Raw genomic sequence first — 24,122 nt, forward strand, 5'->3', positions numbered from 1 at the left:
GCCACCGCCGATCCGCTAGGCTCAAACGATATTGTCAGGGAGTGGGCTATGTTCGAATCCGCCGAGATCGGCCGCAGCATTGATAAAGAAACCTTTGAGGCCGAGGCCCCCGCGCTGCGCGAAGCGCTGCTGGAAGCGCAGTATGAGCTGCAGCAGCAAGGGCGTTTTGCCGTGCTTATTCTGATTAACGGCATCGAAGGTGCGGGTAAAGGCGAGACGGTCAAGCTGCTCAATGAGTGGATGGATGCGCGACTGATTCAGGTCAGTACCTTCGATCAACAGACTGATGAAGAGCTGGCGCGCCCGCCGGCCTGGCGTTACTGGCGGCAACTGCCGCCCAAGGGACGTATCGGCATTTTCTTCGGCAACTGGTACAGCCAGATGCTGCAGGGCCGGGTGCATGGGCGGATCAAGAATGCTGTGCTCGATCAGGCCATCGATACCACCCTTGGGCTGGAGCGCATGCTCTGCGATGAGGGCACGCTGATCTTCAAGTTCTGGTTCCACCTGTCCAAACAGCAGATGAAGGCGCGGCTCAAGGCGCTGCAGGACGATCCGCTGCACAGCTGGCGTATCAGTCCATTGGACTGGCAACAGTCAAAAACCTACGACAAATTTGTACGCGTTGGCGAGCGTGTGCTGCGCCGCACCAGTCGCGATTATGCGCCCTGGTATGTGGTTGAAGGGGCTGACGAGTATTACCGCAGCCTGACGGTCGGACGCATTCTGCTCGATGGCTTGCAAGCCGCGTTGAAGGCCAAGGCGCGCCCGGTGCCTCATCCTCATGCCGCGCCGCTGACATCCAGCCTGGATGAACGTGGGCTGATCGACAGCCTGGACATGACCCAGGCGCTGGACAAGGACAGCTACAACGAGCAACTGGTGGTTGAACAGGCAAGCTTGTCCAGCCTGATGCGCGACAAACGCATGCGCCGCCATTCGCTGATCGCGGTGTTCGAAGGTAATGATGCAGCCGGCAAGGGCGGCGCGATTCGTCGGGTGATCGGCGCGCTCGATCCCCGCCAGTACCGCATCGTTCCAGTTGCCGCGCCGACCGAAGAAGAGCGCGCGCAGCCTTATCTGTGGCGCTTCTGGCGGCACATTCCACCGCGCGGTAAGTTCACCGTATTTGATCGCTCCTGGTATGGCCGGGTGCTGGTGGAGCGGGTCGAGGGCTTCTGCAGCACCGGCGACTGGCTACGCGCCTATGGCGAGATCAATGATTTCGAGGAGCAGCTCAGCGAAGCCGGCGTGGTGTTGGTGAAGTTCTGGTTGTCGATTGATCAGCAGACCCAGTTGGAGCGCTTCAAAGCCCGCGAACAGATCCCCTTTAAACGCTTTAAGATCACCGAAGAAGACTGGCGCAACCGTGAGAAATGGCCGCTGTACCGCGATGCGGTAGGCGATATGGTAGACCGCACCAGCACGGAAATCGCCCCGTGGACGTTGGTGGAAGCCAATGACAAGCGCTTTGCCCGGATCAAGGTGCTGCGCACCATCAATGAGGCACTTGAGGCCGCATTCGCAAAAGACTGAGGCACATGGGCAAGAGGATGGTCGCGCATACGGCTGATGAATGATCATCGCTGAGCGAGATTGTCCGGCTTTATTCTTGTTGGCAACTCAACCCAATAACAATGAGGTGCGACATGCGTGAAGTGGTGATCGTTGACAGCGTACGGACTGGTTTGGCCAAGTCCTTCCGTGGCAAGTTCAATCTGACCCGTCCAGACGACATGGCGGCTCATTGCGTCAATGCATTGCTGGCGCGCACCGGTATCGACCCAGCGCTGGTAGATGACTGCATCGTTGGCGCCGGCTCCAATGAAGGCGCTCAGGGCATGAACATTGGCCGTAACGTGGCCGTGCTGTCCGGCCTGGGCACCAACGTGGCGGGCATGACCCTCAATCGTTTCTGCTCTTCGGGCCTACAGGCCATTGCGATTGCAGCCAACCAGGTGGCGTCGGGCTGCAGCGATGTAATCGTGGCGGGTGGCGTTGAGTCGATCACCATGACCCTGAAAAGCATGAACACGCAGAACCTGTTCAACCCGCTGCTGCAAAAAGACGTGCCGGGCATCTATTACCCGATGGGCCAGACCGCCGAGATCGTCGCCCGTCGTTACAACGTCAGCCGCGAAGCCCAGGACGCTTATGCTCTGCAGAGCCAGCAGCGCACTGCGCGGGCGCAGGCCGAAGGCCTGTTCGACGATGAAATCGTGCCGATGCACGTCAAGTATCAAGTTGAAGATAAAGCCACCGGCGAGAAGAGCATCGTCGACGGTGTCGTCGCTCACGACGACTGCAACCGCGCCGACACCACTCTGGAAAGTCTGGCCGCGCTTAAACCGGTGTTTGCCGATGACGGTTCGGTCACCGCTGGCAACGCTTCACAGCTCTCCGATGGCGCTTCGATGACCCTGGTGATGAGCCTGGAAAAAGCTATCGAGTTGGGTCTCAAGCCACTGGCGTTCTTCCGTGGCTTTGTTGCCGCCGGTTGCGAGCCCGACGAGATGGGCATTGGCCCGGTGTTCTCGGTGCCCAAACTGCTCAAGGCCAAGGGCCTGAGTATTGCCGACATCGACCTGTGGGAGCTTAACGAGGCGTTTGCTTCGCAGTGTCTGTATGCCCGCGACCGTCTGGAAATCGACAACGCCAAGTACAACGTCAACGGCGGCTCGATTTCCATCGGCCACCCGTTCGGCATGACCGGTTCGCGTCAGGTCGGCCATTTGGTGCGTGAGCTGCAGCGGCGTAACCTGCGTTACGGCATCGTCACCATGTGTGTGGGCGGCGGCATGGGCGCGACCGGGTTGTTTGAAGCCGTGCGCTGATCGTCCTGCTCTCAATAAAAAACCGCGACATGTCGCGGTTTTTTATTGGCTGGTTTTTGTGTTCAGAATGCGCGACTTTCGATGATCTCGTTGGCCTGTTTCATCCGGCGGATATAGAAAGCGATCTCCCGTTCTGCATCCGTTCGGTTGAAGTACGGGCCTTCCAGCGTACCCTCGCGGGTGGAAAAGAAGTATTGCCCGTTGACCGCGCTGACGCGTTCACTGCGGTAGTGGGTCCCGGGGTTATGGTCGATATGACGTTGGCCGAACATAGATGAGCCTCCCGCAAAATGAGCTGCTGAGGTGAGTCTAAACGGCGTTTGGATGGCTGCAGATTTTGACGACAAATGGTCGGTTTTGCCGAAATTCGGCTTGATTTCACTGGTTTTCATATTTTTTGACGCCAGAGCGCTGGCTTGATGCGGTGCAGCCATCAGTACAGTTTCCGTGAATTGAGGTGCTTGTCTGTGACTGTGCCTGTTTGCAGGGACGACCTAGAATGCGGCGTCACCGCTCCAACCCGAATCGGGCAGGGGGTATGGTGCTGGTTGCGAGGCGTTTATGCACATTTCTTCCGGTCGTTGGCTCTACGGTCTGTTTCTCGCGCTGTTGACCGCCGTGCTGTGGGGCGTGCTGCCGATCAAGCTCAAGGAAGTGCTGCAGGTGATGGACCCGGTCACGGTGACCTGGTATCGCCTGCTGGTTTCCGGCTCTATCCTATTGGCCTATCTGGCTGCCAGTCAGCGCTTACCCGCGTTTCGCCCGCTGGGCAAGAAAGGTGGCGGGCTTCTGCTGCTGGCGATTGCCGGGCTGACCGGTAACTATGTGCTGTATTTGACGGGGCTTAACCTGCTCAGCCCTGGTACGACTCAGCTGGTGATTCAGGTAGCCCCGATTCTGTTGCTTGTCAGCAGTATTTTTATCTTTCGCGAGCGATTCAGCGTTGGCCAAGGGCTTGGCTTGTTGTTACTGCTGGTCGGTTTTGCTTTGTTCTTCAACCAGCGTCTGGATGAGCTACTGACCTCGCTGACGGCCTACACCACCGGTGTATTGATCGTATTGCTGGCGGCGTTTGTTTGGACGTTCTACGGCTTGGCGCAAAAGCAACTGTTGACGGTGTGGAATTCGCTGCAGGTGATGATGGTGATCTACCTGGCCTGCGCTGTATTGCTGACGCCCTGGGCACACCCGCTGCAAGTACTCGAGCTCAACCCGTTACAGGGGTGGCTGCTGTTCGCTTGCTGCCTGAACACCTTGGTGGCTTACGGCGCGTTTGCCGAAGCATTGGCGCATTGGGAGGCTTCGCGGGTCAGCGCAGCATTGGCGATTACGCCGTTGGTGACGTTTGCGTCGGTGGCCTTGGCTGCCAGTTGGTGGCCTGACCATGTGCAGCCCGAACAGATCAACTGGTTGGCCTATGGCGGCGCCGTGCTGGTGGTGCTGGGCTCGGCGCTGACGGCGCTGGGGCCGTCATTGTTGGCGGGTTGGCGCACCCGCAAGGCGCGTTTGGCTGCGCTCTGACCTAAGTAACGTTCAGGCCCGGCTGCCGAGCGTTTCTGCCCGGCGTAACCAACTCTGACGTTGCTCTTCGCTGGAAGGGCGCACCGGCGCGAATTCGGCCAGGCGGCGAGTTTTGATGCCGCTGAAACCGAGGATGGTGCGAGTCATCTGCCGATGCCCGGGGGCCCCATAAATCCAGCGGAAGTACCAGGGCGGGGTATCCATGGTCACCAGCAGGTCAGCCGTGCGCCCCGTCAGCAGCTTGTCCCAGAGTTGCGAGCGGTTGCGGTACTTGAAGGCGAAACCGGGTAGAAAGGTGCGGTCAAAAAAGCCTTTGAGCAGCGCGGGAATGCCGCCCCACCAGACCGGATAGACGAAGACCAGATGCTCGGCCCAGTGGATCTGCCGCTGCGCTTCCAGCAGGTCCGGTTCCAAGGTCTGGCTTTGCTCGTAGCCATCGCGCAGCACCGGGTCGTAGTTCATTTCGCCAAGCTTCAGCTGGCGCACCACGTGGCCCTTGCTGCGTGCGCCCTGGGCATAGGCTTCACCGAGGGCATGGCAGAAGCTGTTGCCCTTAGGTGTGCCGAGAATCATCAGGATGCGTTTGCCATCACCTTCCAGTGGCGTTGCGCCGCTCTTTGCCGCTTCACTCATGTTGACCTGCCTCCAGCATGTTTTCAGGACGCACCCAGGCGTCGAATTGTTCATTGCTCAGGTAGCCCAACTGCAGTGCTGCTTCGCGCAAGGTGGTGCCGTCCTGGTAGGCCTGTTTGGCGATTTGTGCGGCTTTGTCATAGCCGATATGCGGGTTCAGCGCCGTGACAAGCATCAGACCGCGCTCCAGGTGCTCGGCCATTTTCGCTGCGTCCGGTTGCAGGCCAGCGACGCAGTGTTGTTGGAAGTTATGGCAGCCATCCGCCAGCAAGCGGATCGATTGCAGCAGATTGTGAATGATCACCGGCTTGAATACGTTGAGTTGCAGATGGCCCTGGCTTGCGGCAAAGGTAATCGTGCTGTCGTTACCCAGTACCTGGCACGCCAGCATTGACAGCGCCTCGCATTGTGTCGGGTTGACCTTGCCCGGCATGATCGAGCTACCCGGCTCATTGGCCGGCAAACGTACCTCGGCCAAGCCGGCACGCGGGCCGGAGCCAAGCAACCGTAAGTCGTTGGCAAGCTTCATAAGGGCCACCGCCAGGGTTTTCAAGGCACCGGACAGCGCCACCAAAGGTTCATGGCCGGCGAGGGCGGCAAACTTATTCGGCGCACTGACCAGTGGCAGGCCACTCAATGCGGCCAGTTCGGCGGCCATGGCATCGGCAAAGCCCTGTGGTGAATTCAGACCGGTGCCGACGGCCGTGCCGCCTTGGGCCAGTTCGCAGACGGCTGGCAGCGCAGCCTGAATGGCGCGTTCGGCATAACCCAGTTGCGCGACAAATGCCGATAGCTCCTGGCCGAAGGTCATTGGGGTGGCGTCCATCATGTGTGTGCGCCCAGTCTTGACCAGCCGAGCATGCCGTTCAGCCTGTTCCTGCAAGCCATCACGCAGTTCGTGTAAGGCGGGTAGCAGTTGCTGCTGCACCGCTTGCACGGCGGCGATATGCATGGCTGTAGGGAAGCTGTCGTTGGAGCTTTGCGCGCGGTTGACGTGGTCGTTGGGGTGCACCGGTGTTTTGCCACCACGGCCGTTGCCGGCCAGTTCATTGGCGCGCCCAGCGATCACTTCATTAACGTTCATATTGCTCTGCGTACCGCTGCCGGTCTGCCAGACCACCAGGGGAAATTGCTCATCATGCTGGCCGGCTAAGACTTCATTGGTGGCCTGCTCAATCAGCCGGGCCAGATCTGCGGGCAATTCACCGATACGCTGATTAACCCGCGCCGCAGCTTTCTTGATCAGCGCCAGGGCATGCACCACCGGCAAGGGCATGCGCTCCTGGCCGATGGCGAAGTTGATCAGCGAGCGCTGAGTCTGTGCGCCCCAGTAGGCTTCATCCGGTACGTCGATGGGGCCGAGGCTGTCGGTTTCAGTGCGGCTCATGGCGATTCTCCTGAGGGTTGAGCGTGCAGCAAGCAACTTGCCCGGGCGAATGGATGCCCGCCCGGGTGTCTTTCAGCTTAGGTTGCGATGCAGCAGGAGAGGTTCAACCGCAATGGCTGATTACCAGCGAGCGCGGGTTTCACCCAGCCAGCCAAGGGCGTTGTTGACTGGCACTCGTTCACCTTCCGGACCGCGTAAAACCCCCTCGAAATGTCCGAACCACTGCTGCGTATCTGCATAAAACGGCCCGAGACGGCGGTAGGCCTGGTGACGCTGGCGTGGGGTGAAGGTCAGCTGTACGGCATTATCCGGACTGCGCAGTTGCCAGGGCGCCAGGGGGTTGTGCGGCGCCTGAGTGATGGCAATGGGGATATCCAGATGCTGCAACTCGCCACCAAACCACAGGGTGTTTTCCGACAGGCCACTATGATCCGTCCAGCCAGAGCCGAAGTTGCCAGCGATGCCACCCGGCGCGGCAAAAGCGGCGCGGGTCCAGTGACTATTGAGCGGCCAGACGCCACGGCCGAAATCCAGCGAGGCAAAGCTTTGCCCGTTTACACAGCTGTAATGCTGTTTGCCCAGTTGTACGCTGCCACTGCAGGGCAGGCCTAGCTGACGACTGGTGGCGTGAAAGCTATGCGGGCCAAGCGGGGCGACTAGGTTGACCGAATCCAGGTGGCTAGGGCGCTGAATGTCCAGGGCGACTTGCAGTGGTTGCCCGCCAATATCCGGTGCATTGATGGTGATACGGGTGCGCCCGATGTGTTCAGCCACGCGCAGTTGTAGGCGTGGGTGGTTGAATTCGTGGCTTGCCTGCGGTTGGTCTGGCAGGTCACAGCCACGGCCGAACAGGCGGTACTGGCTGTAGGCGACGGCTTGGCCGCTTTGCAGATCAAGGAAGTAGGCGGCGGCGTAACCCAGGTAGTCAAGGTCGGCCTGGGTAAAGGAGAGCATCCACTGCGGGGTGGTGATGCACCAATGATTCCAGCGTTTGCGCCGACCGAAGTGCCCGGGTATGGCGCAATCGATTATGGGCCTTGGCGACCAGCCGATGGCCTGCGGGTTGAGCAGGCCGTGGCTGTCGCATAGTGCGATGGCGGCAAAAGGCTCTGGGTGAGTGAAACTGTTCATCGACACGTCCATGTGTGTGCTGGCGCCTACCTTGTGGGCTCAAAGGCGCGCTGAAGCAGAAGATGGCTTATCTCGTCGAGCATGCACAGGCGCGTACCTGCTCGGCAAGTGCTGGCATTTTGGCCTTTAACCAGTCAGTGCGCCAGTGCACAGTTGTAGCGTGAATCAATCGATGCTCTGACTGGCTTGAGTGTGACCCGCGGTTGGGCACAAAATGCCGGCAATTGAGTCCAACAGCACTCATGCCCTTTCTCAGGAGTAGTACATGTCACGTTTACCTGCCTTTTGCGCTGCCCTAATACTGACGTGCGGTAGTGCTCAGGTGCTCGCCGATGCCAAAAGCCACGCCGCTGACGCTGAGCGCTTCCTGCTGCTGGCTCGCGCTGACAAGCTGGCTGTTCCGGTGTATGCCCAGGTGCAGCAGATGTTTGCCCAGCGTTTTGCCGAAAGTAATGCGCCGCAGAGCGAGAAGGCTGTGCTGGAAACCTACCAGGCTCAGGCCAATGCGGCTTTGGAACAGGCCGTGGGTTGGGACAAGCTCAAGCCGGATATGGTCAAGCTCTACACCAGCAACTTCAACGAGCAGGAAATGAAGGACCTGATCCGTTTCTACGAGTCGCCGCTGGGCAAGAAAGTCCTCGAGAAGATGCCAACGCTGACCGCACAGTCGGCGCAGCTGACCCAGGGCAAGCTGGAAGCCGCCGTGCCTAAGGTCAATCAGCTGTTGGCAGAAATGACTACCAAGCTGACTCCAAAGAAGCCCTGAGTGACAGTCCCTATGCCGAAGATCGATTTGTTGCAGGCCGCTCTGGCAAGCCTGCAGCCCCAGCAGCTCGATGTGCTGGATGAAAGCCATATGCACAGCCGGGGGCTGGAAACCCATTACAAGGCGGTGATCGTCAGCGAGCAGTTTGCTGGCCTGAATGCGGTTAAACGCCATCAGAAAGTCTACGCCGCCGTAGGTGAACTGATGGGGCAGATCCATGCCCTGGCGCTGCATACCTACACACCCGATGAGTGGACACAGCAGGGCGTGGCTCCGGCTTCGCCGACCTGCAAGGGCGGCCACTGAGAACCTGCTTACGATCTCGCGAGCTAGAGCCCCGTAAGGCAAAAGCAGGCGAGTACGCGCAGTGTACGAGTTGTACATGAGCATCCGAGCCTGCTTTTAACGCAGCAGGGCCGACGCGCAGCAGATCGTAAACAGGTTCTGAGGCAATTCGCCTCTACACGTCGCTTCTCAAGGGCAGTAAACTGCGCACCCCGCCGGCCTAGCGCCGGCGGTTTTGTTTGTGATCAGCCTTCCATGGCGGCCACCCCTGCGGGGCCGTCGCGGAGCGACGTCAAAAATTGCTCCCGGCAATTTTTTGTGATCCTCCAGCCTGGCAAAGCCGCTGCTGGTCACGTTTGTATCCCGGTCCGCCCTTTACGTGGGCGACTACTGAAGGATTTGCTTATGACTGACAAGATCGTTGTCGCCGCGCTGTATAAGTTCGTTTCCCTGCCTGACTTCCATGACCTGCGTGAGCCGCTGCTGCAATGCATGCTGGATAACGCGGTAAAGGGCACCTTGCTGCTGGCTGAAGAGGGCATCAATGGCACCGTCTCCGGTTCGCGTGCCGGTATCGATGGCCTGATGGCCTGGTTTGACCTGGACCCGCGCCTGGCTGATATCGACCACAAGGAATCCTACTGCGACGAGCAGCCGTTTTACCGCACCAAGGTCAAACTGAAGAAGGAAATCGTTACCCTGGGCGTGCCCGGCGTCGACCCGAACCAGAAGGTCGGCACCTACGTTGAGCCCAAGGACTGGAACGCGCTGATTAGCGATCCCGAAGTGCTGCTGATCGATACGCGCAACGATTACGAAGTGTCGATTGGCACCTTTGAAGGCGCGGTCGATCCAAAAACCAAGTCGTTCCGTGAGTTTCCCGATTACATCAAAGCGCACTTCGACCCGGCAAAACACAAGAAGGTCGCGATGTTCTGTACCGGCGGCATCCGCTGCGAGAAGGCTTCCAGCTATATGCTCGGTGAGGGTTTTGAGGAGGTGTTCCACCTCAAGGGCGGCATCCTCAAGTACCTCGAAGAAGTACCGCAGGAAGAGACCAAGTGGCAGGGCGACTGCTTCGTTTTCGATAACCGGGTTACTGTGCGTCACGACCTGAGCGAAGGCGATTACGACCAATGCCACGCCTGCCGCACCCCGGTATCGGTTGAAGATCGTCAGTCCGAGTTCTACACCCCTGGCGTCAGCTGTCCGCATTGCTGGGATTCGCTGCCGGAGAAAACCCGCGCCGGCGCCCGCGAGCGTCAACGGCAGATTGAATTGGCTAAAGAGCGCAATCAGCCGCACCCTTTGGGCTACAACCCCCGAAAAAATCGCGAGGCTTAAGCATGCACGCACGCCTGCTCTATGTGATGGACCCGATGTGTTCATGGTGCTGGGGTTTTGCCCCAGTGCTGGAGTCCCTCGCTGAGCAAGCGGCTGCGGCCGGTGTTGGGCTGGAGTTAGTGATGGGCGGGTTGCGCCGTGATGGTGTGGCCATTGATGCCGCCGCCCGTGTGCGATACCTGGGCTATTGGCAGGCGGTCAATGCCAGCACCGGGCAGCTGTTCAACTTCAATGCCGGTTTGCCTGAGGGGTTGGTCTACGACACCGAACCGGCCTGCCGCGCTCTGGTGACAGCACGCAACCTGGCGCCCGAGCTGGTCTGGCCGCTGGCTCGACTGATTCAGCGGGCGTTCTACACCGAAGGGGTGGATGTCACCCGCGCCAGTGTGTTGGTGGAGTTGGCCGAGCGCGCCGGGATTCCGCGCATCGTGTTTGCCGAAGCCTTCGACAGCGCTGCACAGCGCGCCGCCACCGCCGCTGACTTCAGCTGGACTCAGGATCTGGGCATTGCTGGCTTTCCCACGCTGCTCGCTGAACGCAACGGCCAGCTGGCGTTGCTGACCAACGGCTATCAACCCCTGGATGTGCTGCAGCCTTTGCTCGCGCGTTGGCTGGAGCGGGTTACCCATGCCTGATCGTTTGAGTTGGGCGGAAATTCGTCGGCTGGCCCTGCAGCACAAGAAGGCGCTGATCTGGGCCAACCTGGTTGCCGTGCTGGCTACTCTGTGTAGCGTGCCGATCCCGCTGTTGCTGCCGCTGTTGGTCGACGAAGTGCTGCTCAATGACGGTGACGCCGCGCTCAAGGTGATGGACAACTTCCTGCCGGCGCACTGGGAAACCGCTGCCGGCTATATCGGCCTGATGCTGGTGCTGACCCTGTTTCTGCGCGGCGGTGCGCTGATCTTCAACGTATTGCAGGCGCGGTTGTTTGCCCGCTTATCGAAAGACATCGTCTACCGCATCCGCATTCGCCTGATCGAACGGCTCAAGCGGATTTCCCTTGGCGAATATGAAAGCCTCGGCGGCGGCACTGTGACCACGCACCTGGTTACCGACCTCGATACCCTGGATAAGTTTGTCGGCGAAACCCTCAGCCGTTTTCTGGTGGCCATGCTCACCCTGGCAGGCACCTCGGCGATCCTGATCTGGATGCACTGGCAGCTGGCGCTGCTGATCCTGTTGTTCAATCCGCTGGTGATCTACGCCACGGTGCAACTGGGTAAGCGGGTCAAACACCTGAAGAAGCTGGAGAACGACAGCACCTCGCGCTTTACCCAGGCGCTGACCGAAACCCTCGAAGCGATTCAGGAAATCCGTGCCGGCAACCGCCAGGGCTTCTTCCTCGGTCGCCTCGGTGGTCGTGCCAAGGAAGTGCGCGACTACGCTGTGGCCTCGCAATGGAAGACCGACGCCTCGAATCGCGCCAGCGGCCTGTTGTTCCAGTTCGGTATCGACGTGTTCCGCGCGGCGGCGATGCTCACCGTGCTGTTCTCTGATCTGTCGATCGGCCAGATGCTCGCGGTGTTCAGTTACCTGTGGTTTATGATCGGCCCGGTCGAGCAGCTGCTTAGCCTGCAATATGCCTTCTACGCCGCCGGTGGCGCGCTGACGCGGATCAACGAGCTGCTGGCGCGTAAGGACGAGCCGCAATACCCCGGGCGCGTCGATCCGTTCAAAGGCCGCGACACCGTGGGCATCGAAGTCAGTGGGCTGACCTTTGCCTATAACGACGAACCGGTGCTTAACCAGCTTAATTTGAGCATCGCCCCAGGCGAGAAGGTCGCTATTGTCGGCGCCAGCGGCGGCGGCAAGAGCACCCTGGTGCAGCTGCTGCTCGGGCTGTATACGCCGCAGGCTGGGACTATTCGGTTTGGCGGCAGCAGCCAGGAAGAGATTGGCCTGGAAGGCGTACGTGAGCATGTGGCGGTGGTGTTGCAGCATCCGGCTCTGTTCAACGACACGGTGCGCGCCAACCTGTGTATGGGCCGGGAACGTGGCGATGACGCTTGCTGGCGTGCGTTGGAAATTGCTCAGCTGGCCGACACCATTCACGGCTTGCCGCAAGGTCTGGACAGCATCGTCGGCCGCTCCGGTGTGCGCCTGTCTGGCGGTCAGCGTCAGCGTCTGGCCATTGCCCGTATGGTGCTGGCCGAGCCGAAAGTGGTGATTTTGGATGAGGCCACCTCGGCACTGGACGCCGCTACCGAATACGCCTTGCACCAGGCGCTCAACCAGTTTCTGCATGGCCGCACCACGCTGATCATCGCTCACCGCCTGAGTGCGGTTAAGCAGGCCGATCGGGTGCTGGTGTTCGACGGCGGCAGCATCGCCGAAGACGGCGGCCACCAGGAGTTGATTGCCGAAGGCGGGCTCTACGCCAAGCTCTACGGCCATCTGCAGCACTAAAAAAGCATTAAACGCACCGTTATTTCGCGGGCATGGCCTGCTCCTACCCGCGTAGGAGCGGGCCATGCCCGCGATTTGTTGTGAGTTTCAATCAGGCCTGAGTCCCTGCGACCTCGCACCTGGCAGCTAAATCGACCGCTTTGTAAATCTATCGTTACGCATGGTGAGTGCTTTCGGTCAGCATTCCCGCTGTTTCTCTAGCTGTATTAAAAACTTGCCGAAAGCCATGGCCAAGCCTGGGGCAGGGCGCTCTGGGCCGGCTTGTTAGCGGGCCTGTGCTCGGTTGTTATGAGGTCAATCCCGCTGACGCAGCGGCTGATCAAAACAACAACGAGGAGGCGCAATGAACGCCGTGAACAAGATCGAACAGCACAACCCTATCGGTACCGACGGCTTCGAGTTCGTTGAATACACCGCGCCGACCCCGGAAGGCATCCAGCAGCTGCGTGAGCTGTTCACTGCCATGGGCTTTACCGAAACCGCCAAGCACCGCTCCAAAGAGGTCTGGCTGTTCCAGCAGAACGACATCAACTTCGTGCTTAACGGCAGCCCCATCGGGCACGTGCGCGAGTTCGGTCTTAAACACGGCCCGAGTGCCTGCGCCATGGCCTTCCGCGTGCAGAACGCCGCCCAGGCAGCGGCTTATGTGGAATCCCAGGGCGCCAAACTGGTCGGTAGTCACGCCAACTTCGGCGAGCTGAACATCCCCTGCGTCGAGGGTATCGGCGGCTCCCTGCTGTATCTGGTGGACCGCTTCGGCGACAAGAGCATCTACGACGTCGATTTCGAGTACATCGAAGGCCGCACGCCGAACGACAATTCGGTTGGCCTGAAAGAGCTGGATCACCTGACCCACAACGTCAAGCGTGGGCAGATGGACGTGTGGTCAGGCTTCTACGAGCGCATCGCCAACTTCCGCGAGATCCGTTACTTCGATATCGAAGGCAAGCTCACCGGCCTGCTGTCACGCGCCATGACCGCGCCGTGCGGCAAGATCCGCATCCCGATCAACGAGTCGGCCGACGACAAGTCGCAGATTGAGGAATTTATCCGCGAATACCAAGGCGAGGGTATCCAGCATATCGCCCTGAGCAGCGAGGACATTTACGCCACCGTGCGCCAGCTGCGCGCCAATGGCGTGGATTTTATGGTCACCCCCGGTACTTACTACGACAAGGTCGACACCCGCGTGGCCGGGCATGGCGAGCCGACGGATGTACTACGCGAACTGAGCATCCTGATCGACGGCGCGCCGGGTGATGACGGCATCCTGCTGCAGATTTTCACCAATACAGTGATTGGCCCGATCTTCTTCGAGATCATCCAGCGCAAGGGCAACCAGGGCTTTGGCGAGGGCAACTTCAAGGCGCTGTTCGAGTCCATCGAGGAAGACCAGATCAAGCGCGGCGTGATTTCCGCGGACTGATAGCGGGTTCGGTCCCGCGACCGGGGCCGGGTTTATCCACGATGGAGTTCTGTTATGAGCCGTAACTGGATCAGCTTTCCCCTGCGTGAAGGCGAGTGCTCGCGTCAGGCGCACTGCGACTTTCCCGAAGGCACCTTTGAACGCGAGATGGGCCGCGAGGGCTTTTTCGGCCCTACGGCGCACCTGCACCACAAGCATCCGCCGACCGGTTGGATCGACTGGCAGGGACCGCTGCGCCCGCATGCGTTCAACTTCAACGATATTTCCAGCGAGCGCGACTGCCCGCTGGCCGCGCCGCTGACCCTGCATAACAGCGATGTGAAGCTGCGCGTGTGGAAAACCCACGGCGCTATGCGCCATCTGGTGCGTAACGCCGATGGCGATGACCTGTTGTTTATTCATGAGGGAGCCGGGCACTTCTATTGCGACTTCGGCCACCTGACCTACCGCGACGGCGACTACCTGCTGATTCCGCGCGGCACCGCCTGGCGTATCGAGGCCAGCGAGCCGACCTTTATGCTGCTGATCGAAAGCACCGACGGCGCCTATCAGCTGCCGGACAAGGGCCTGCTCGGCCCGCAGGCGATCTTCGATCCGGCGGTGCTCGATCATCCGCGCATCGATGAGGCCTTCAAGGCCCAGCAGGACGAGAACAGCTGGCAGATCAGGATCAAACGGCGCGGTCAGATCAGCACCGTGACCTATCCCTACAACCCGCTTGATGTGGTCGGCTGGCATGGCGACAACACCGTGGTGCGTCTTAACTGGCGCGATATTCGCCCGCTGATGAGCCACCGTTATCACTTGCCGCCGTCGGCGCATACCACCTTCGTGGCCAACGGTTTTGTGATCTGCACCTTTACTCCGCGCCCGGTGGAAAGCGACCCCGGCGCGCTGAAGGTGCCGTTCTATCACAACAACGACGACTACGACGAAGTGCTGTTCTACCACCGGGGCAACTTTTTCAGCCGCGACAATATCGAGCAGGGCATGGTCACCCTGCACCCGTGCGGCTTCCCCCACGGCCCGCATCCCAAGGCGCTGAAAAAGGCGCAGACCGATCCGGCGACCTTTATCGATGAAGTGGCGGTGATGATCGATACCCGCCGCGCCCTGGAGGTCGGCGAAGCCGCTGCAGGTGTGGATGTTCCCGAATATGTGAATTCCTGGCGTGCGCCGGGCAAGGAATCCTGATGAAACTCGCATCACTGAAGCAAGGCCGCGACGGTGTACTCGTCGTGGTATCCCGCGATCTAAGTCGCGCCACCGAAGTCCCGGCGATTGCCGTTACCCTGCAAGCCGCGCTAGATAACTGGGCAGCGGTAAAGCCCAAGCTGGAGGCTGTGTATCAGCGTTTGAACGATGGCCTGGAAGAGGGCGCATTTGCCTTCGATCAGGCGGCCTGCCACAGCCCCTTGCCGCGTGCCTATCACTGGGCTGACGGCAGCGCTTACGTCAATCATGTGGAGTTAGTGCGCAAGGCGCGTGGCGCCGAGATTCCGGAAAGCTTCTGGCATGACCCGCTGATGTACCAGGGCGGTGCCGACTGCTTTATCCCGCCGCACAGCCCGATTCAGATGGCCGACGAGGCCTGGGGCATCGACCTGGAAGCCGAGATCGCAGTGATCACCGATGACGTGCCTATGGGCGCGACCGCTGCCGAGGCCGCCGGGCATATCCAGCTGCTGATGCTGGTCAACGATGTGTCGCTGCGTAACCTGATCCCCGGCGAACTGGCCAAGGGCTTCGGTTTCTACCAGAGCAAACCGTCTTCTAGTTTCTCGCCGGTGGCGATTACCCCGGACGAGCTGGGCGACACCTGGCGCGACGGCAAGGTGCATCGCCCGCTGGTCTCGCATATCAATGGCGCGCTGTTCGGTCAGCCGGATGCCGGCGTTGACATGACCTTCAACTTCCCGACCCTGGTCGCTCACGCCGCCAAGACCCGGCCGTTGTGCTGCGGCACCATCATCGGTTCCGGCACCGTGTCGAACTACGACCGCAGTGCGGGTTCCAGCTGCCTGGCAGAGAAACGCATGCTGGAAATCATCGAGAGCGGCGAGGCGAAAACCCCGTTCCTCAAGTTCGGTGATCGGGTGCGCATCGAGATGTTCGACGCCGCCGGCCATAGCCTTTTTGGCGCGATCGATCAGGCGGTGGAGCGCTATGAACACTGAGTTGACGCTCTACGGCTACTGGCGTTCCAGCGCAGCCTACCGGGTGCGTATCGCGCTTAATCTCAAGGGCCTGGCCTACCAGCAAGTGCCGGTGCACCTGGTTAAGGACGGCGGTCAGCAGCATTCGGCCGAGTATCAGGCGCTAAATCCGCAGGAGCTGCTGCCCTTGCTGGTGGACAAAGGCAACGGCGGGGTGCGTATCGCCCAGTCGCTGGCGATTCTCGAATACCTCGACGAGGTGTTTCCGACGCCGGCGCTGCTGTCCTGCGATCCGGTGCAGCGCGCTCAGGTGCGCGCTCTGGCTCTGCATATCGCCTGCGACCTGCATCCGCTGAACAACCTGCGGGTGCTGCAGTACCTGACCGAAGATCTTGGGGTGGGCGAGCCGGCCAAAGACGTTTGGTATCGCCATTGGCTGCACAAGGGCCTGGCTGCGGTCGAGGCTGGGCTGGCGGTATTCAATGATCGCCTGTCACTCGGCGAACGACCCGGATATCTGGAAGCCTGTCTGGTTCCACAGCTGTATAATGCGCACCGTTTTAACTGTGATCTTGATGCGTACCCGCGCATCCTCGCCATGGCGGCGCGTTGTGAATCTCTGGATGCCTTTAAACAGGCGGCGCCGGAGGTGCAACCCGACGTTCAGTGATCCCAGCCGGCTTCGCCGCCGCTAGGGTCAGGCGAATCCGGCTCCATAAAAGCCTTGCCACTCCGCCGCGCCACAAGCGCTGCGGGTTCTATTTCGTCACAGATAAAAACAAACAGGTGACGCATGACCCGTGAAAAACCGAAGAACCTCTGGCTCTCGCGCTGGGGCTTTATTCTTGCTGCAACCGGCTCCGCTGTGGGCCTGGGCAATATCTGGAAATTCCCCTACATCACCGGCGAATACGGCGGTGGTGCGTTTGTACTGATGTACCTGGCCTGCATTCTGGCCATCGGTATTCCGGTGATGATGACCGAGATCGCCATTGGCCGACGCGGCCGTGGCAGCCCCATCGATGCGATTGGTCGGGTGGTCAAGGAAAACGGCGGCAACCCACTGTGGAAGGCCGTCGGCGGCATGGCCATGCTGGCCGGCTTTATGATCCTGTGTTTCTACGTGGTGGTGGCCGGTTGGGCCTTTGCCTATACGTGGAAGATGCTCGACGGCTCCCTGGCGGCCACCAGTGTCGAACAGTTGAGTGGGGTATTCGAAGCGCATAACGCCAATCCCTGGCAACTCGGCGGCTGGAGCGTGCTGGTGGCGCTGCTGACCCTGTGGATTGTCGGCAAAGGCGTGCAGGCTGGTGTCGAGAAAGCTTTCCGCTGGATGATGCCTGGTCTGGCTGTAATGCTGATCGTACTGGTCGGCTATGCCTTCACCAGTGGCAGCTTCAAGGCCGGCTTCGATTTCCTGTTCACCTTCGATGCCTCGAAAATTACCGGCGAAGCGTTGCTGGCGGCTCTGGGCCATGCCTTTTTTACCCTGAGCTTGGCTTCTGGGGCGATTCTCACCTACGGCTCCTATATTCCTGACGGCCAGTCGATTACCCGTACCACCTTTATGGTGGTGGTCTGCGACACCTGCGTGGCGCTGCTGGCGGGGCTGGCGATCTTCCCGATCATCTTCGCCAACGGCATGAGCCCGAGCGCGGGGCCTGGCCTGATCTTTATGAGCTTGCCGCTGGCCTTCCAGCAGATGCCGTTCGGCACTGTCTTCGGTGTGTTGTTCTTCGCCATGGTGTCGGTGGCGGCGCTGACCTCGGCCATCTCGATGATCGAGGCACTGGTTGCCTATCTCAACGAGAAACACGGCGTCAGCCGGGTCAAGGCCGCTGCCGCGTCCGGTGCGGTGCTGCTGGTGATCAGTCTGCTGGCGATGCTCTCGTTCAACCTGCTGGCCGGTTGGACGCCGCTGGGCAAGAACTTCTTCGACTGGCTGGATTACCTGACTTCGCGCTGGATGATGCCGCTGGGCGGGATCTTCATGGTGCTGCTGGCCGGTTACGCCCTGCGCGATGAAATCATGCGTGATGAGCTGAACCTGCCGCCGCTGGGCTATGCACTTTGGCTGTTTATGGTGCGCTACGTCAGCCCGGTGCTGATCATGGTGGTGTTCCTCCACGCTCTGGGCTGGTTGATGTTTGACCCGATTGCCCAGTGGTACTGGATTGCTGGCGCCATTGGCTTGCTCGCGGTGCTCGGTGAAGTGCTGCGACCACGAGTCGTACCGGCGCTTGCCGGGCGTTAATCACGCCAAGCTGAGCCGCAATAGAGAAGGGCGCACGGGCAAAAGCCGTGCGCCTTTTTTCTTATTTACAGATTGGTCCGCCATAACCTTGGCGTGGGCTTTTTGGCGATAAATCGCCACTCTCGGTAAGGCATCAGCGGAAACATGCCGATAAGCCGGGTTATCCGCAGCTTTCGACCTTTGGCTTTATCTCGCTGAACAACGGTCAACGGCTCTGGCTCGGGCCTTGGCGCTGATACCTAAGCCCGGATCAGGCCTCTGGCGCAAGGGTTGCAATAAAGCGGGGCTAAACTGCCATCAGTTGTTCATGAGCTTGCCTAGGCCGCCATCACGCCGCCTTGCTGCGCTCGATAATAAAAACGGAGTTGTTGCTATGTCCTCTTCTGCCGCGCGTCTGTTCGCCGATCTGTCTGTCGGAAAAAAGCTTATGTGTGGCTTCGGCTTGGTGCTGTTGCTCACAGTTGCCGTTACCGGCAGTGGCTTTCTGGCAGTGCAAGCCGTGTTGGATGGGCATGCCAGTACCAGTGGTTTGTCGGCAATCGATGCGCAGGTGTTGCAGGCGCGCCGCGCCGAGCGTGATTTTGCTCTGCGGCAGAACAGCGAGGCCGCCGCGCAGGTGCGTGAGCAGTTGGATCGGGTCGGCGCCACGCTCGCTCAGCAGCTGGCGACCGCTTCCGACGCCGATCAGGCGCGTCTGCAAAGCATGCAGCAGGCCATCGACGACTATCGCCGGCAGTTCGACAGCTTTGTCGAGCAGCAGAACAATGCCCGCGCGGCGCGCACGCAGATGCGTGAAGCGGCCGGCGAGGCGCGTGATCAGTTCGATGTGATCGAACTGGATATGTATGACGCGGTACGTGAGCTGCGCCTGGAAGGTGACAAGCTGCGCGGCAGCGACCCGCTGACCCTGGCGGAAACCGCCTCGGGCCTGAGCAAACGCATGCTCGACCTGCGCGGCCATGAGAGCCAGTACATCATCGATGGCTCGGCCGAAGCCCTGGAAGAGTGGACCTATATCAATGACGACCTGCAAACCGTCGCACGCAGCTTGATGGTTTGGCTGGATGACGATCAGAAAGGCGCCATCGAAACGGCTTTGAAGGCGTTGACCCTGTATCAGCAGGCATTCACTAATTACCAACAGGTACGCGGGCAGAGCCAGCAGAGCGAAGTTGCCATGGTTGAACGTGCCCAGGCCGTGCTGGCATTGGTGGATGAAGCCAAGGTTCAGCAAGAGCAGGCCATGGCCGCTGATAGCCGCCAAGCCATGCTGTTGCTCGGCGCGATGGGCATTGCTGCGGTGATTATCGGCATGCTGGCGGCGCTGATTATCTCCCGCTTGATTGTTGCGCCCTTGCAGCAGACCGTGGTGTTTGCCCAGCGCATCGCAGCCGGCGACTTGACCCACGACCTGCCGCAGGATCGCCGTGACGAGCCGGGCCAACTGATGGCCGCCATGCAAGTGATGAGCGTGAGCCTGCGCACCCTGGTTGGGCGCATTGGCGGTGGCGTCAGCCAGATTGCTGCTGCCGCCGAGCAGCTGTCGGCGATTACCGCGCAAACCAGCGTTGGTGTGCAGAACCAGAAGATGGAAACCGAACAGACCGCCACCGCTATGCATGAAATGGCTGCAACCGTGCAGGAAGTGGCGCAGAACGCCGAGCAGGCTTCTTTGGCCGCCCGCGCCGCCGATCAGGAAGCGCAACAGGGCAACCAGGTGGTGCAGCAAGCTGTCAGCCAGATCAGCAGCTTGGCCAGCGAAGTTGAAGAATCTGCCGAAGCGATTGCCGCGCTGAATCAGGAAAGCGCTCGAATTGGCGGTGTGCTGGAGGTGATTCGCAACGTAGCTGAGCAGGCATTGAACGCGGCGATCGAAGCCGCACGGGCTGGCGAGCAGGGGCGTGGCTTTGCTGTGGTAGCCGATGAGGTCCGCGCCCTGGCCAAGCGCGCGCAGGACTCTACCGAAGAAATTGAAGGGCTGATCGCCAGCTTGCAGCGCCTGGCCAAGGGCGCCGTGGACAAGATGGACAGCAGCCGCAATCTGACGCTGCGCACTGTCACTCTGGCCGGCGAGGCTGGCGCTGCACTGGGCCGCATCACTCAGGCGGTGAGCACCATTGAGCAGATGAATCAGCAGATCGCTGCGGCCGCCGAAGAACAGAGCGCGGTGGCGGAAACTATCAGTGAAAGCGTGACGCGGGTGCGTGATATCGGCGAGCAAAGCGCCAGCGCCAGCCAACAGACTGCAGCATCCAGTGCCGAGTTGGCGCGCTTGGGCGTTGAGTTACAGGGGCTCGTGGCGCAGTTCCGCAGCTGATTGATGTGCGAAACTCACCGAGCGATTGGGCTCGGTGGGCTGACCAAGGGTATTGAGTAACCGGCTCAGTGCGTGGCTCAGGTCTGAAATTGCAGCACGGCGTTCTGCATGCTGCGCGCTACGCGGTCTAGGCTTTGCGCCGCATTGGCCAACTCATTGACGGTACGGCTGTTTTGTTGCGACATCTGCGCGATATGTTCGACTTGCTGTGCCACTTCACTGCTGGCACGGCTCTGCTCGTTGATGGTTTGCGATATTTCTTCCACCACTTCAGCTGCACGGTGCGCGCCGCCACGGATTTCGTTGATCGACTCACCGGCTTGACGAGCCAGCGCCACGCCATCACTGACCCGAGTGACCCCCGTCTGCATGCTGTTCACTGCCTGTTCGGTGCTGCTGCGGATGCGTTCGATCATCCCGGTGATTTCCTGGGTCGATTGCGCGGTACGTGCGGCGAGGTTGCGTACTTCATCGGCTACCACGGCAAAGCCGCGACCTGCTTCACCCGCGCGAGCAGCCTCAATGGCCGCGTTAAGTGCGAGCAGGTTGGTCTGTTCGGCAATGCTTTTGATCACCTGAATGATCGAGTGAATTTCCTCGGACGATTCGCCCAGCGCGGTGATGGTGGCGCTGGATTCATTGACGGCTTCGGCGATCCGGCTCATGCCATCGACCACGCCCATGATGACCTGGCCGCCGTTACTGGCCAGGTGTTCCGAGTGCGAAGAAATTTCCTGAGCATTGCGAGCATGGCCGGCAATTTGTTCGATGTTTTGCATCATCTGTTCCATCGCGCCAGCCATGCTGCTGGCGCTTTGTGATTCTTCTGTGGTGCTGTGCACGATGCTCTGCGAGGCACCGTTGAGGTTGCGCGCTGTTTGCTGCAACTGCTCACCTTCCTGGCGAATGTCATCAATCATTTGCCGAAGGTTGGTTTGCATATCCGCCAGTGCTTGCTGCAGCTGCCCGGCTTCATCGTTACTGTCGATGGTGATGGTGCTACGCAGGTTGCCTTGAGCAATATTGCGCGCCACCCCGATGATTTTCTCCAGTGGGCGCAAAACGGCTTTCATTAACTGGGTGGTGAGCAGGCACAGCAGACAGCAGACCAGCAGAATGCCGCCAATCAGCAACCAGGCCGCCTGTTGCACGGCGGCCTCGCCGTCGCTACGGGTTTTTGCCGAATGCGTTTCGATCAGGCCGCTGAGGGCTTCGTTCTTTTCTTCCAGGTCGCCAAAGCTGGCATCGAAGGCAGCCATCTGTTGCCGTGCGGCCTGTGGGTCAGTCAGAGCCAGATTGACGATGCCCTCGGCCTGCTGAATGTAGCTGGCCAGGGCCGGCTGCGATTGGCTGATGGCCTGGCGAATATCCGCACTAAGCGGCAGTTTGGCGTTGTCATTCAGGGTACGGGTAAACCATTCGCTGTGCTCGCGCAGGTCATCGCGTACTTGGGTGACCGCCGCGCTGTCGGCGGGGTCGATATAGAAGGCTGCGAGTACATCGGCGCGCAGGGCGTCATGCATCATGTCGCCTTCCAAGTGGTTGCGCAGGGCGCTGACGCTCAGCTGATTCTCGTTGAGGGCACTGGCCAGGCGGGTTTGCCCCCAGAAACCGATGCTACCCAGCAGGGTGGCTGCGAGTACGCTGATAGCACCACAGGCGATCATTTTCTGCCGGATATTCATGGTTAGACTCCAACGGATAGAGGTTGGAGTTCAGCCTAGACCATGCGCAGCATCTCTGTAGGGCCGGCCTATGCAGGCCGGCAGGCTCGGTTATGGCAAGTCGCTGCTGGCCAGCGGCACTTTACGTAACTCATCAGCCCAGACCAGCAGCGGTACTTGCACCTCAGGCTGCCAGATGCGCGCCCACAGCAGCTGCAGGCGCGATACATCGCCGCGTTCTACCGGCAGGCGCTGGATGTTGTCATGTACGCGCCATTGGCCGTTTTCCAGGGTGGCGAAGTCGAAGCGGAAGGGGTGGAAGCCGGTCATGCCCAGGCGGATATCGGTCACGACCAAGTGATTGCCGAGCTGGTCATAGCGCAGCACACCATTGGTAAACCATGCCAGCCGGGCATGCGCTGGTGAATCTGCCAGTGCCGCTGCCAGGTGCGTCCCCCGGGGGATGCGCTCGAGCGTCGGTGGCGTATCGTCAAACCAGCTGACCAGCGCCTCGTGGTAGTCGTCGCCATCTAGAACGATCACCCGCCACAGCAGGCTGTTAAACGGCGTGGTGGTGCTGAAGATTTGCTGAGCTTCGATGCCCTGACGCGCCAGTTCGGCTTCCACGCGTTGCTCGGCCATGTACTTACCCGCGACGGTAAAACCCAGGTACAGCGAAGACACCAGCAAGGCCAGTGCGGGCGCCTTGGTGGCCGTCTTCTGCCCAGTGGTGTCGCGTAAGCCATAAAGCAGCCCGAGCGCCACGGCGATGCACAGTGGCACGGTGTAGAGCGGATCGATAATAAAGATGCTCGACCATGCAGTTGGTACAGGGGTTAGCGGCCAGAGCAACTGGGTGCCGTAACTGGTAAAGCTGTCGAGCAATGGGTGGGTAAGCAGAAGGCCTTGAGTCAGAAAGCGCTGGGCATGAGCTTCATCGACGATACTGGCCGCCTCTGGGCCCGTGAAATTGCGCACAATCAGTCGTCGAATGGGCTGTTGATACTGGCTGTAAGCCGTAATCAATTGCTCGATTTGCTCGCTAGGCTGCAGTTGGGGCGCAAACAGCAGTGCTTCATCCTGTTTCAGCTGGTTCAGTAAGCTTCTTGCCAGCGCGGCGGCATCAAAGCGCTCGCGAATCGCTCGGTTTTCTTCACCATTGAGGAAAACTTCCAAACGGTTCCAGAGCAAGTCGTAATCAAGCTGCAGCTGTTCCGCCAGCAGCTTATCTGCCTGGAATAGCCGTAGGCTGGCATGAAACTTTAGAAATTCATGCTCAAGCTGGGCTAACGACCATGCGGATAGCTGAATACGGCTGGAGGTCAATTCTGCACTGCGCTGGCTGCTGATGAGTGATGCCGCGATACCAATGGCAAAGCCCAGTGTCACCAACAACAAAAAAACATAGCGCAGACGCCGCATCTGAATTACTCACTGATCTGCAGGGATTTGAGCTGCCAGACCATGGCGTGGTGGTGTTCTTCTTTGCGTAACTGGGGATAGTCGTTCAGTGGGTACATGATCCAGATGGGCCCTTTTTCGCGTACACGCATCAATTGCTGATTGCGGCGGGTTGCCAAAATGACCGGGTACTGTAGCGAGGCATCACTGCTGAACTCAGTGCTGTAATCATTCAGTGCCGTTGCACTTATCTTGTTGCCTTTGGCACCCAGGGCTGTGAGCAATTCACTCAGTCTGACACCTGAATAGCTGTCGGTGGTTTCAGTCCAGGGGGTCATGGTGCTGACAACGCTCTGCGGCAGAGCATCCAGGCGTTGCAGGTCAAAATAGGCAGTGCCACTGGGGCAGCAGTCCAGTTCGCCGCTGATAGTCAGTATGAGCGGCCCTGACGGTTGCTCATGCCAGGAAGTCTCCGCCCAAGGCGCTGAACTGATAGTCAGTAAAACAAGTGTTGAAAACAGGCGGCGAGCGGAGAAGGTCATAAGGTGACTCCGTAGAAGAGGCAGGCACTACTGATACTGTCGCGCTGTAGGATTG

21 protein-coding genes are annotated in these 24,122 nt (G+C 59.9%); 14 read left to right on the forward strand and 7 right to left on the reverse strand.

Annotation, left to right across the window (positions count from 1 at the left end; translation table 11 throughout):
- The first annotated feature begins 48 nt into the window (after positions 1–48).
- On the forward strand, positions 49–1,536 hold the full coding sequence (pap, locus tag HBN63_RS06635; RefSeq protein ID WP_170048844.1) for a polyphosphate:AMP phosphotransferase: 1,488 nt from the start codon (positions 49–51) through the stop codon (positions 1,534–1,536).
- 113 nt (positions 1,537–1,649) lie between these two features.
- The gene (locus tag HBN63_RS06640) at positions 1,650–2,834 is read left to right on the forward strand and encodes a thiolase family protein (protein ID WP_170048845.1); all 1,185 of its coding nucleotides are present in this window, start codon (positions 1,650–1,652) and stop codon (positions 2,832–2,834) included.
- A 62-nt stretch (positions 2,835–2,896) separates the two neighbouring features.
- Here the strand turns inward: HBN63_RS06640 and HBN63_RS06645 are convergent, their stop codons facing one another.
- The gene (locus tag HBN63_RS06645) at positions 2,897–3,106 is read right to left on the reverse strand and encodes a DUF6316 family protein (RefSeq protein WP_090253457.1); all 210 of its coding nucleotides are present in this window, start codon (positions 3,104–3,106) and stop codon (positions 2,897–2,899) included.
- A gap of 289 nt (positions 3,107–3,395) precedes the next feature.
- On the opposite strand from HBN63_RS06645, the gene HBN63_RS06650 reads away from it, so the two are divergent.
- Complete coding sequence (locus tag HBN63_RS06650) at positions 3,396–4,355, forward strand: DMT family transporter (protein WP_170048846.1); 960 nt, start codon at positions 3,396–3,398, stop codon at positions 4,353–4,355.
- A 12-nt stretch (positions 4,356–4,367) separates the two neighbouring features.
- Here the strand turns inward: HBN63_RS06650 and HBN63_RS06655 are convergent, their stop codons facing one another.
- The 3 genes from HBN63_RS06655 to HBN63_RS06665 form a co-directional block, all read right to left on the reverse strand.
- Positions 4,368–4,988 (reverse strand): NAD(P)H-dependent oxidoreductase, encoded by a 621-nt coding sequence (locus tag HBN63_RS06655; protein WP_170048847.1) that lies wholly within the window; start codon positions 4,986–4,988, stop codon positions 4,368–4,370.
- Entirely contained in the window at positions 4,981–6,375 is a 1,395-nt protein-coding gene (locus HBN63_RS06660) for a class II fumarate hydratase (RefSeq protein ID WP_170048848.1), read from the reverse strand. The genes HBN63_RS06655 and HBN63_RS06660 overlap by 8 nt, the downstream gene beginning before the upstream one ends.
- Positions 6,376–6,495: 120 nt before the next feature.
- A complete protein-coding gene (locus HBN63_RS06665; RefSeq protein ID WP_170048849.1) occupies positions 6,496–7,506 on the reverse strand; it encodes a DUF2804 domain-containing protein in 1,011 nt (336 codons plus the stop codon).
- Between the two features lie 265 nt (positions 7,507–7,771).
- On the opposite strand from HBN63_RS06665, the gene HBN63_RS06670 reads away from it, so the two are divergent.
- From HBN63_RS06670 to HBN63_RS06720, 11 genes are all read left to right on the forward strand, one after another.
- Positions 7,772–8,272, forward strand: coding sequence for a DUF2059 domain-containing protein (locus HBN63_RS06670; RefSeq protein WP_090253470.1), 501 nt, complete (start codon positions 7,772–7,774; stop codon positions 8,270–8,272).
- Between the two features lie 12 nt (positions 8,273–8,284).
- A complete protein-coding gene (locus HBN63_RS06675; RefSeq protein WP_090253472.1) occupies positions 8,285–8,578 on the forward strand; it encodes a BolA family protein in 294 nt (97 codons plus the stop codon).
- Between the two features lie 384 nt (positions 8,579–8,962).
- Positions 8,963–9,901 carry a rhodanese-related sulfurtransferase gene (locus HBN63_RS06680; RefSeq protein ID WP_170048850.1) on the forward strand — a complete coding sequence of 313 codons (939 nt, stop codon included), beginning with the start codon at positions 8,963–8,965 and terminating at the stop codon, positions 9,899–9,901.
- A 2-nt stretch (positions 9,902–9,903) separates the two neighbouring features.
- Positions 9,904–10,536 (forward strand): DsbA family protein, encoded by a 633-nt coding sequence (locus tag HBN63_RS06685; protein ID WP_170048851.1) that lies wholly within the window; start codon positions 9,904–9,906, stop codon positions 10,534–10,536.
- The gene (locus tag HBN63_RS06690) at positions 10,529–12,307 is read left to right on the forward strand and encodes an ABC transporter ATP-binding protein (protein WP_170048852.1); all 1,779 of its coding nucleotides are present in this window, start codon (positions 10,529–10,531) and stop codon (positions 12,305–12,307) included. Before HBN63_RS06685 ends, HBN63_RS06690 begins: the two co-directional genes overlap by 8 nt.
- A gap of 343 nt (positions 12,308–12,650) precedes the next feature.
- Entirely contained in the window at positions 12,651–13,733 is a 1,083-nt protein-coding gene (gene hppD, locus HBN63_RS06695; RefSeq protein WP_170048853.1) for a 4-hydroxyphenylpyruvate dioxygenase, read from the forward strand.
- Positions 13,734–13,787: 54 nt separating this feature from the next.
- Entirely contained in the window at positions 13,788–14,927 is a 1,140-nt protein-coding gene (locus HBN63_RS06700; RefSeq protein WP_170048854.1) for a homogentisate 1,2-dioxygenase, read from the forward strand.
- Positions 14,927–15,910 (forward strand): fumarylacetoacetate hydrolase family protein, encoded by a 984-nt coding sequence (locus HBN63_RS06705; protein WP_170048855.1) that lies wholly within the window; start codon positions 14,927–14,929, stop codon positions 15,908–15,910. Before HBN63_RS06700 ends, HBN63_RS06705 begins: the two co-directional genes overlap by 1 nt.
- A complete protein-coding gene (gene maiA, locus HBN63_RS06710; RefSeq protein ID WP_170048856.1) occupies positions 15,900–16,559 on the forward strand; it encodes a maleylacetoacetate isomerase in 660 nt (219 codons plus the stop codon). Before HBN63_RS06705 ends, maiA begins: the two co-directional genes overlap by 11 nt.
- Before the next feature lie 123 nt (positions 16,560–16,682).
- A complete protein-coding gene (locus HBN63_RS06715; protein ID WP_170048857.1) occupies positions 16,683–18,143 on the forward strand; it encodes a sodium-dependent transporter in 1,461 nt (486 codons plus the stop codon).
- A 373-nt stretch (positions 18,144–18,516) separates the two neighbouring features.
- Positions 18,517–20,460: a methyl-accepting chemotaxis protein gene (locus HBN63_RS06720; RefSeq protein ID WP_170048858.1), complete on the forward strand. Its 1,944-nt coding sequence runs from the start codon at positions 18,517–18,519 to the stop codon at positions 20,458–20,460.
- A 77-nt stretch (positions 20,461–20,537) separates the two neighbouring features.
- Here the strand turns inward: HBN63_RS06720 and HBN63_RS06725 are convergent, their stop codons facing one another.
- The 3 genes from HBN63_RS06725 to HBN63_RS06735 form a co-directional block, all read right to left on the reverse strand.
- Complete coding sequence (locus HBN63_RS06725; RefSeq protein ID WP_170048859.1) at positions 20,538–22,145, reverse strand: methyl-accepting chemotaxis protein; 1,608 nt, start codon at positions 22,143–22,145, stop codon at positions 20,538–20,540.
- Between the two features lie 90 nt (positions 22,146–22,235).
- Complete coding sequence (locus HBN63_RS06730) at positions 22,236–23,546, reverse strand: metal-dependent hydrolase (RefSeq protein WP_170048860.1); 1,311 nt, start codon at positions 23,544–23,546, stop codon at positions 22,236–22,238.
- 5 nt (positions 23,547–23,551) lie between these two features.
- The gene (locus HBN63_RS06735; protein WP_170048861.1) at positions 23,552–24,067 is read right to left on the reverse strand and encodes a hypothetical protein; all 516 of its coding nucleotides are present in this window, start codon (positions 24,065–24,067) and stop codon (positions 23,552–23,554) included.
- Positions 24,068–24,122 lie beyond the last annotated feature (55 nt).

Source organism: Pseudomonas sp. WS 5011 (assembly GCF_012985775.1).
Lineage (GTDB): Bacteria > Pseudomonadota > Gammaproteobacteria > Pseudomonadales > Pseudomonadaceae > Aquipseudomonas > Aquipseudomonas peli.

Excerpts from the sequence above, each read along its gene's own strand:
- HBN63_RS06715 (WP_170048857.1), top strand. The coding sequence starts at position 16,683 with ATGACCCGTGAAAAACCGAAGAACCTCTGGCTCTCGCGCTGGGGCTTT.
- HBN63_RS06725 (WP_170048859.1), bottom strand. The coding sequence starts at position 22,145 with ATGAATATCCGGCAGAAAATGATCGCCTGTGGTGCTATCAGCGTACTC.
- HBN63_RS06705 (WP_170048855.1), top strand. The coding sequence starts at position 14,927 with ATGAAACTCGCATCACTGAAGCAAGGCCGCGACGGTGTACTCGTCGTG.
- HBN63_RS06720 (WP_170048858.1), top strand. The coding sequence starts at position 18,517 with ATGTCCTCTTCTGCCGCGCGTCTGTTCGCCGATCTGTCTGTCGGAAAA.
- pap (WP_170048844.1), top strand. The coding sequence starts at position 49 with ATGTTCGAATCCGCCGAGATCGGCCGCAGCATTGATAAAGAAACCTTT.
- HBN63_RS06665 (WP_170048849.1), bottom strand. The coding sequence starts at position 7,506 with ATGAACAGTTTCACTCACCCAGAGCCTTTTGCCGCCATCGCACTATGC.
- HBN63_RS06645 (WP_090253457.1), bottom strand. The coding sequence starts at position 3,106 with ATGTTCGGCCAACGTCATATCGACCATAACCCCGGGACCCACTACCGC.
- HBN63_RS06680 (WP_170048850.1), top strand. The coding sequence starts at position 8,963 with ATGACTGACAAGATCGTTGTCGCCGCGCTGTATAAGTTCGTTTCCCTG.
- HBN63_RS06685 (WP_170048851.1), top strand. The coding sequence starts at position 9,904 with ATGCACGCACGCCTGCTCTATGTGATGGACCCGATGTGTTCATGGTGC.
- HBN63_RS06675 (WP_090253472.1), top strand. The coding sequence starts at position 8,285 with ATGCCGAAGATCGATTTGTTGCAGGCCGCTCTGGCAAGCCTGCAGCCC.
- hppD (WP_170048853.1), top strand. The coding sequence starts at position 12,651 with ATGAACGCCGTGAACAAGATCGAACAGCACAACCCTATCGGTACCGAC.
- HBN63_RS06730 (WP_170048860.1), bottom strand. The coding sequence starts at position 23,546 with ATGCGGCGTCTGCGCTATGTTTTTTTGTTGTTGGTGACACTGGGCTTT.
- HBN63_RS06640 (WP_170048845.1), top strand. The coding sequence starts at position 1,650 with ATGCGTGAAGTGGTGATCGTTGACAGCGTACGGACTGGTTTGGCCAAG.
- HBN63_RS06650 (WP_170048846.1), top strand. The coding sequence starts at position 3,396 with ATGCACATTTCTTCCGGTCGTTGGCTCTACGGTCTGTTTCTCGCGCTG.
- HBN63_RS06670 (WP_090253470.1), top strand. The coding sequence starts at position 7,772 with ATGTCACGTTTACCTGCCTTTTGCGCTGCCCTAATACTGACGTGCGGT.
- maiA (WP_170048856.1), top strand. The coding sequence starts at position 15,900 with ATGAACACTGAGTTGACGCTCTACGGCTACTGGCGTTCCAGCGCAGCC.
- HBN63_RS06655 (WP_170048847.1), bottom strand. The coding sequence starts at position 4,988 with ATGAGTGAAGCGGCAAAGAGCGGCGCAACGCCACTGGAAGGTGATGGC.
- HBN63_RS06690 (WP_170048852.1), top strand. The coding sequence starts at position 10,529 with ATGCCTGATCGTTTGAGTTGGGCGGAAATTCGTCGGCTGGCCCTGCAG.
- HBN63_RS06700 (WP_170048854.1), top strand. The coding sequence starts at position 13,788 with ATGAGCCGTAACTGGATCAGCTTTCCCCTGCGTGAAGGCGAGTGCTCG.
- HBN63_RS06735 (WP_170048861.1), bottom strand. The coding sequence starts at position 24,067 with ATGACCTTCTCCGCTCGCCGCCTGTTTTCAACACTTGTTTTACTGACT.
- HBN63_RS06660 (WP_170048848.1), bottom strand. The coding sequence starts at position 6,375 with ATGAGCCGCACTGAAACCGACAGCCTCGGCCCCATCGACGTACCGGAT.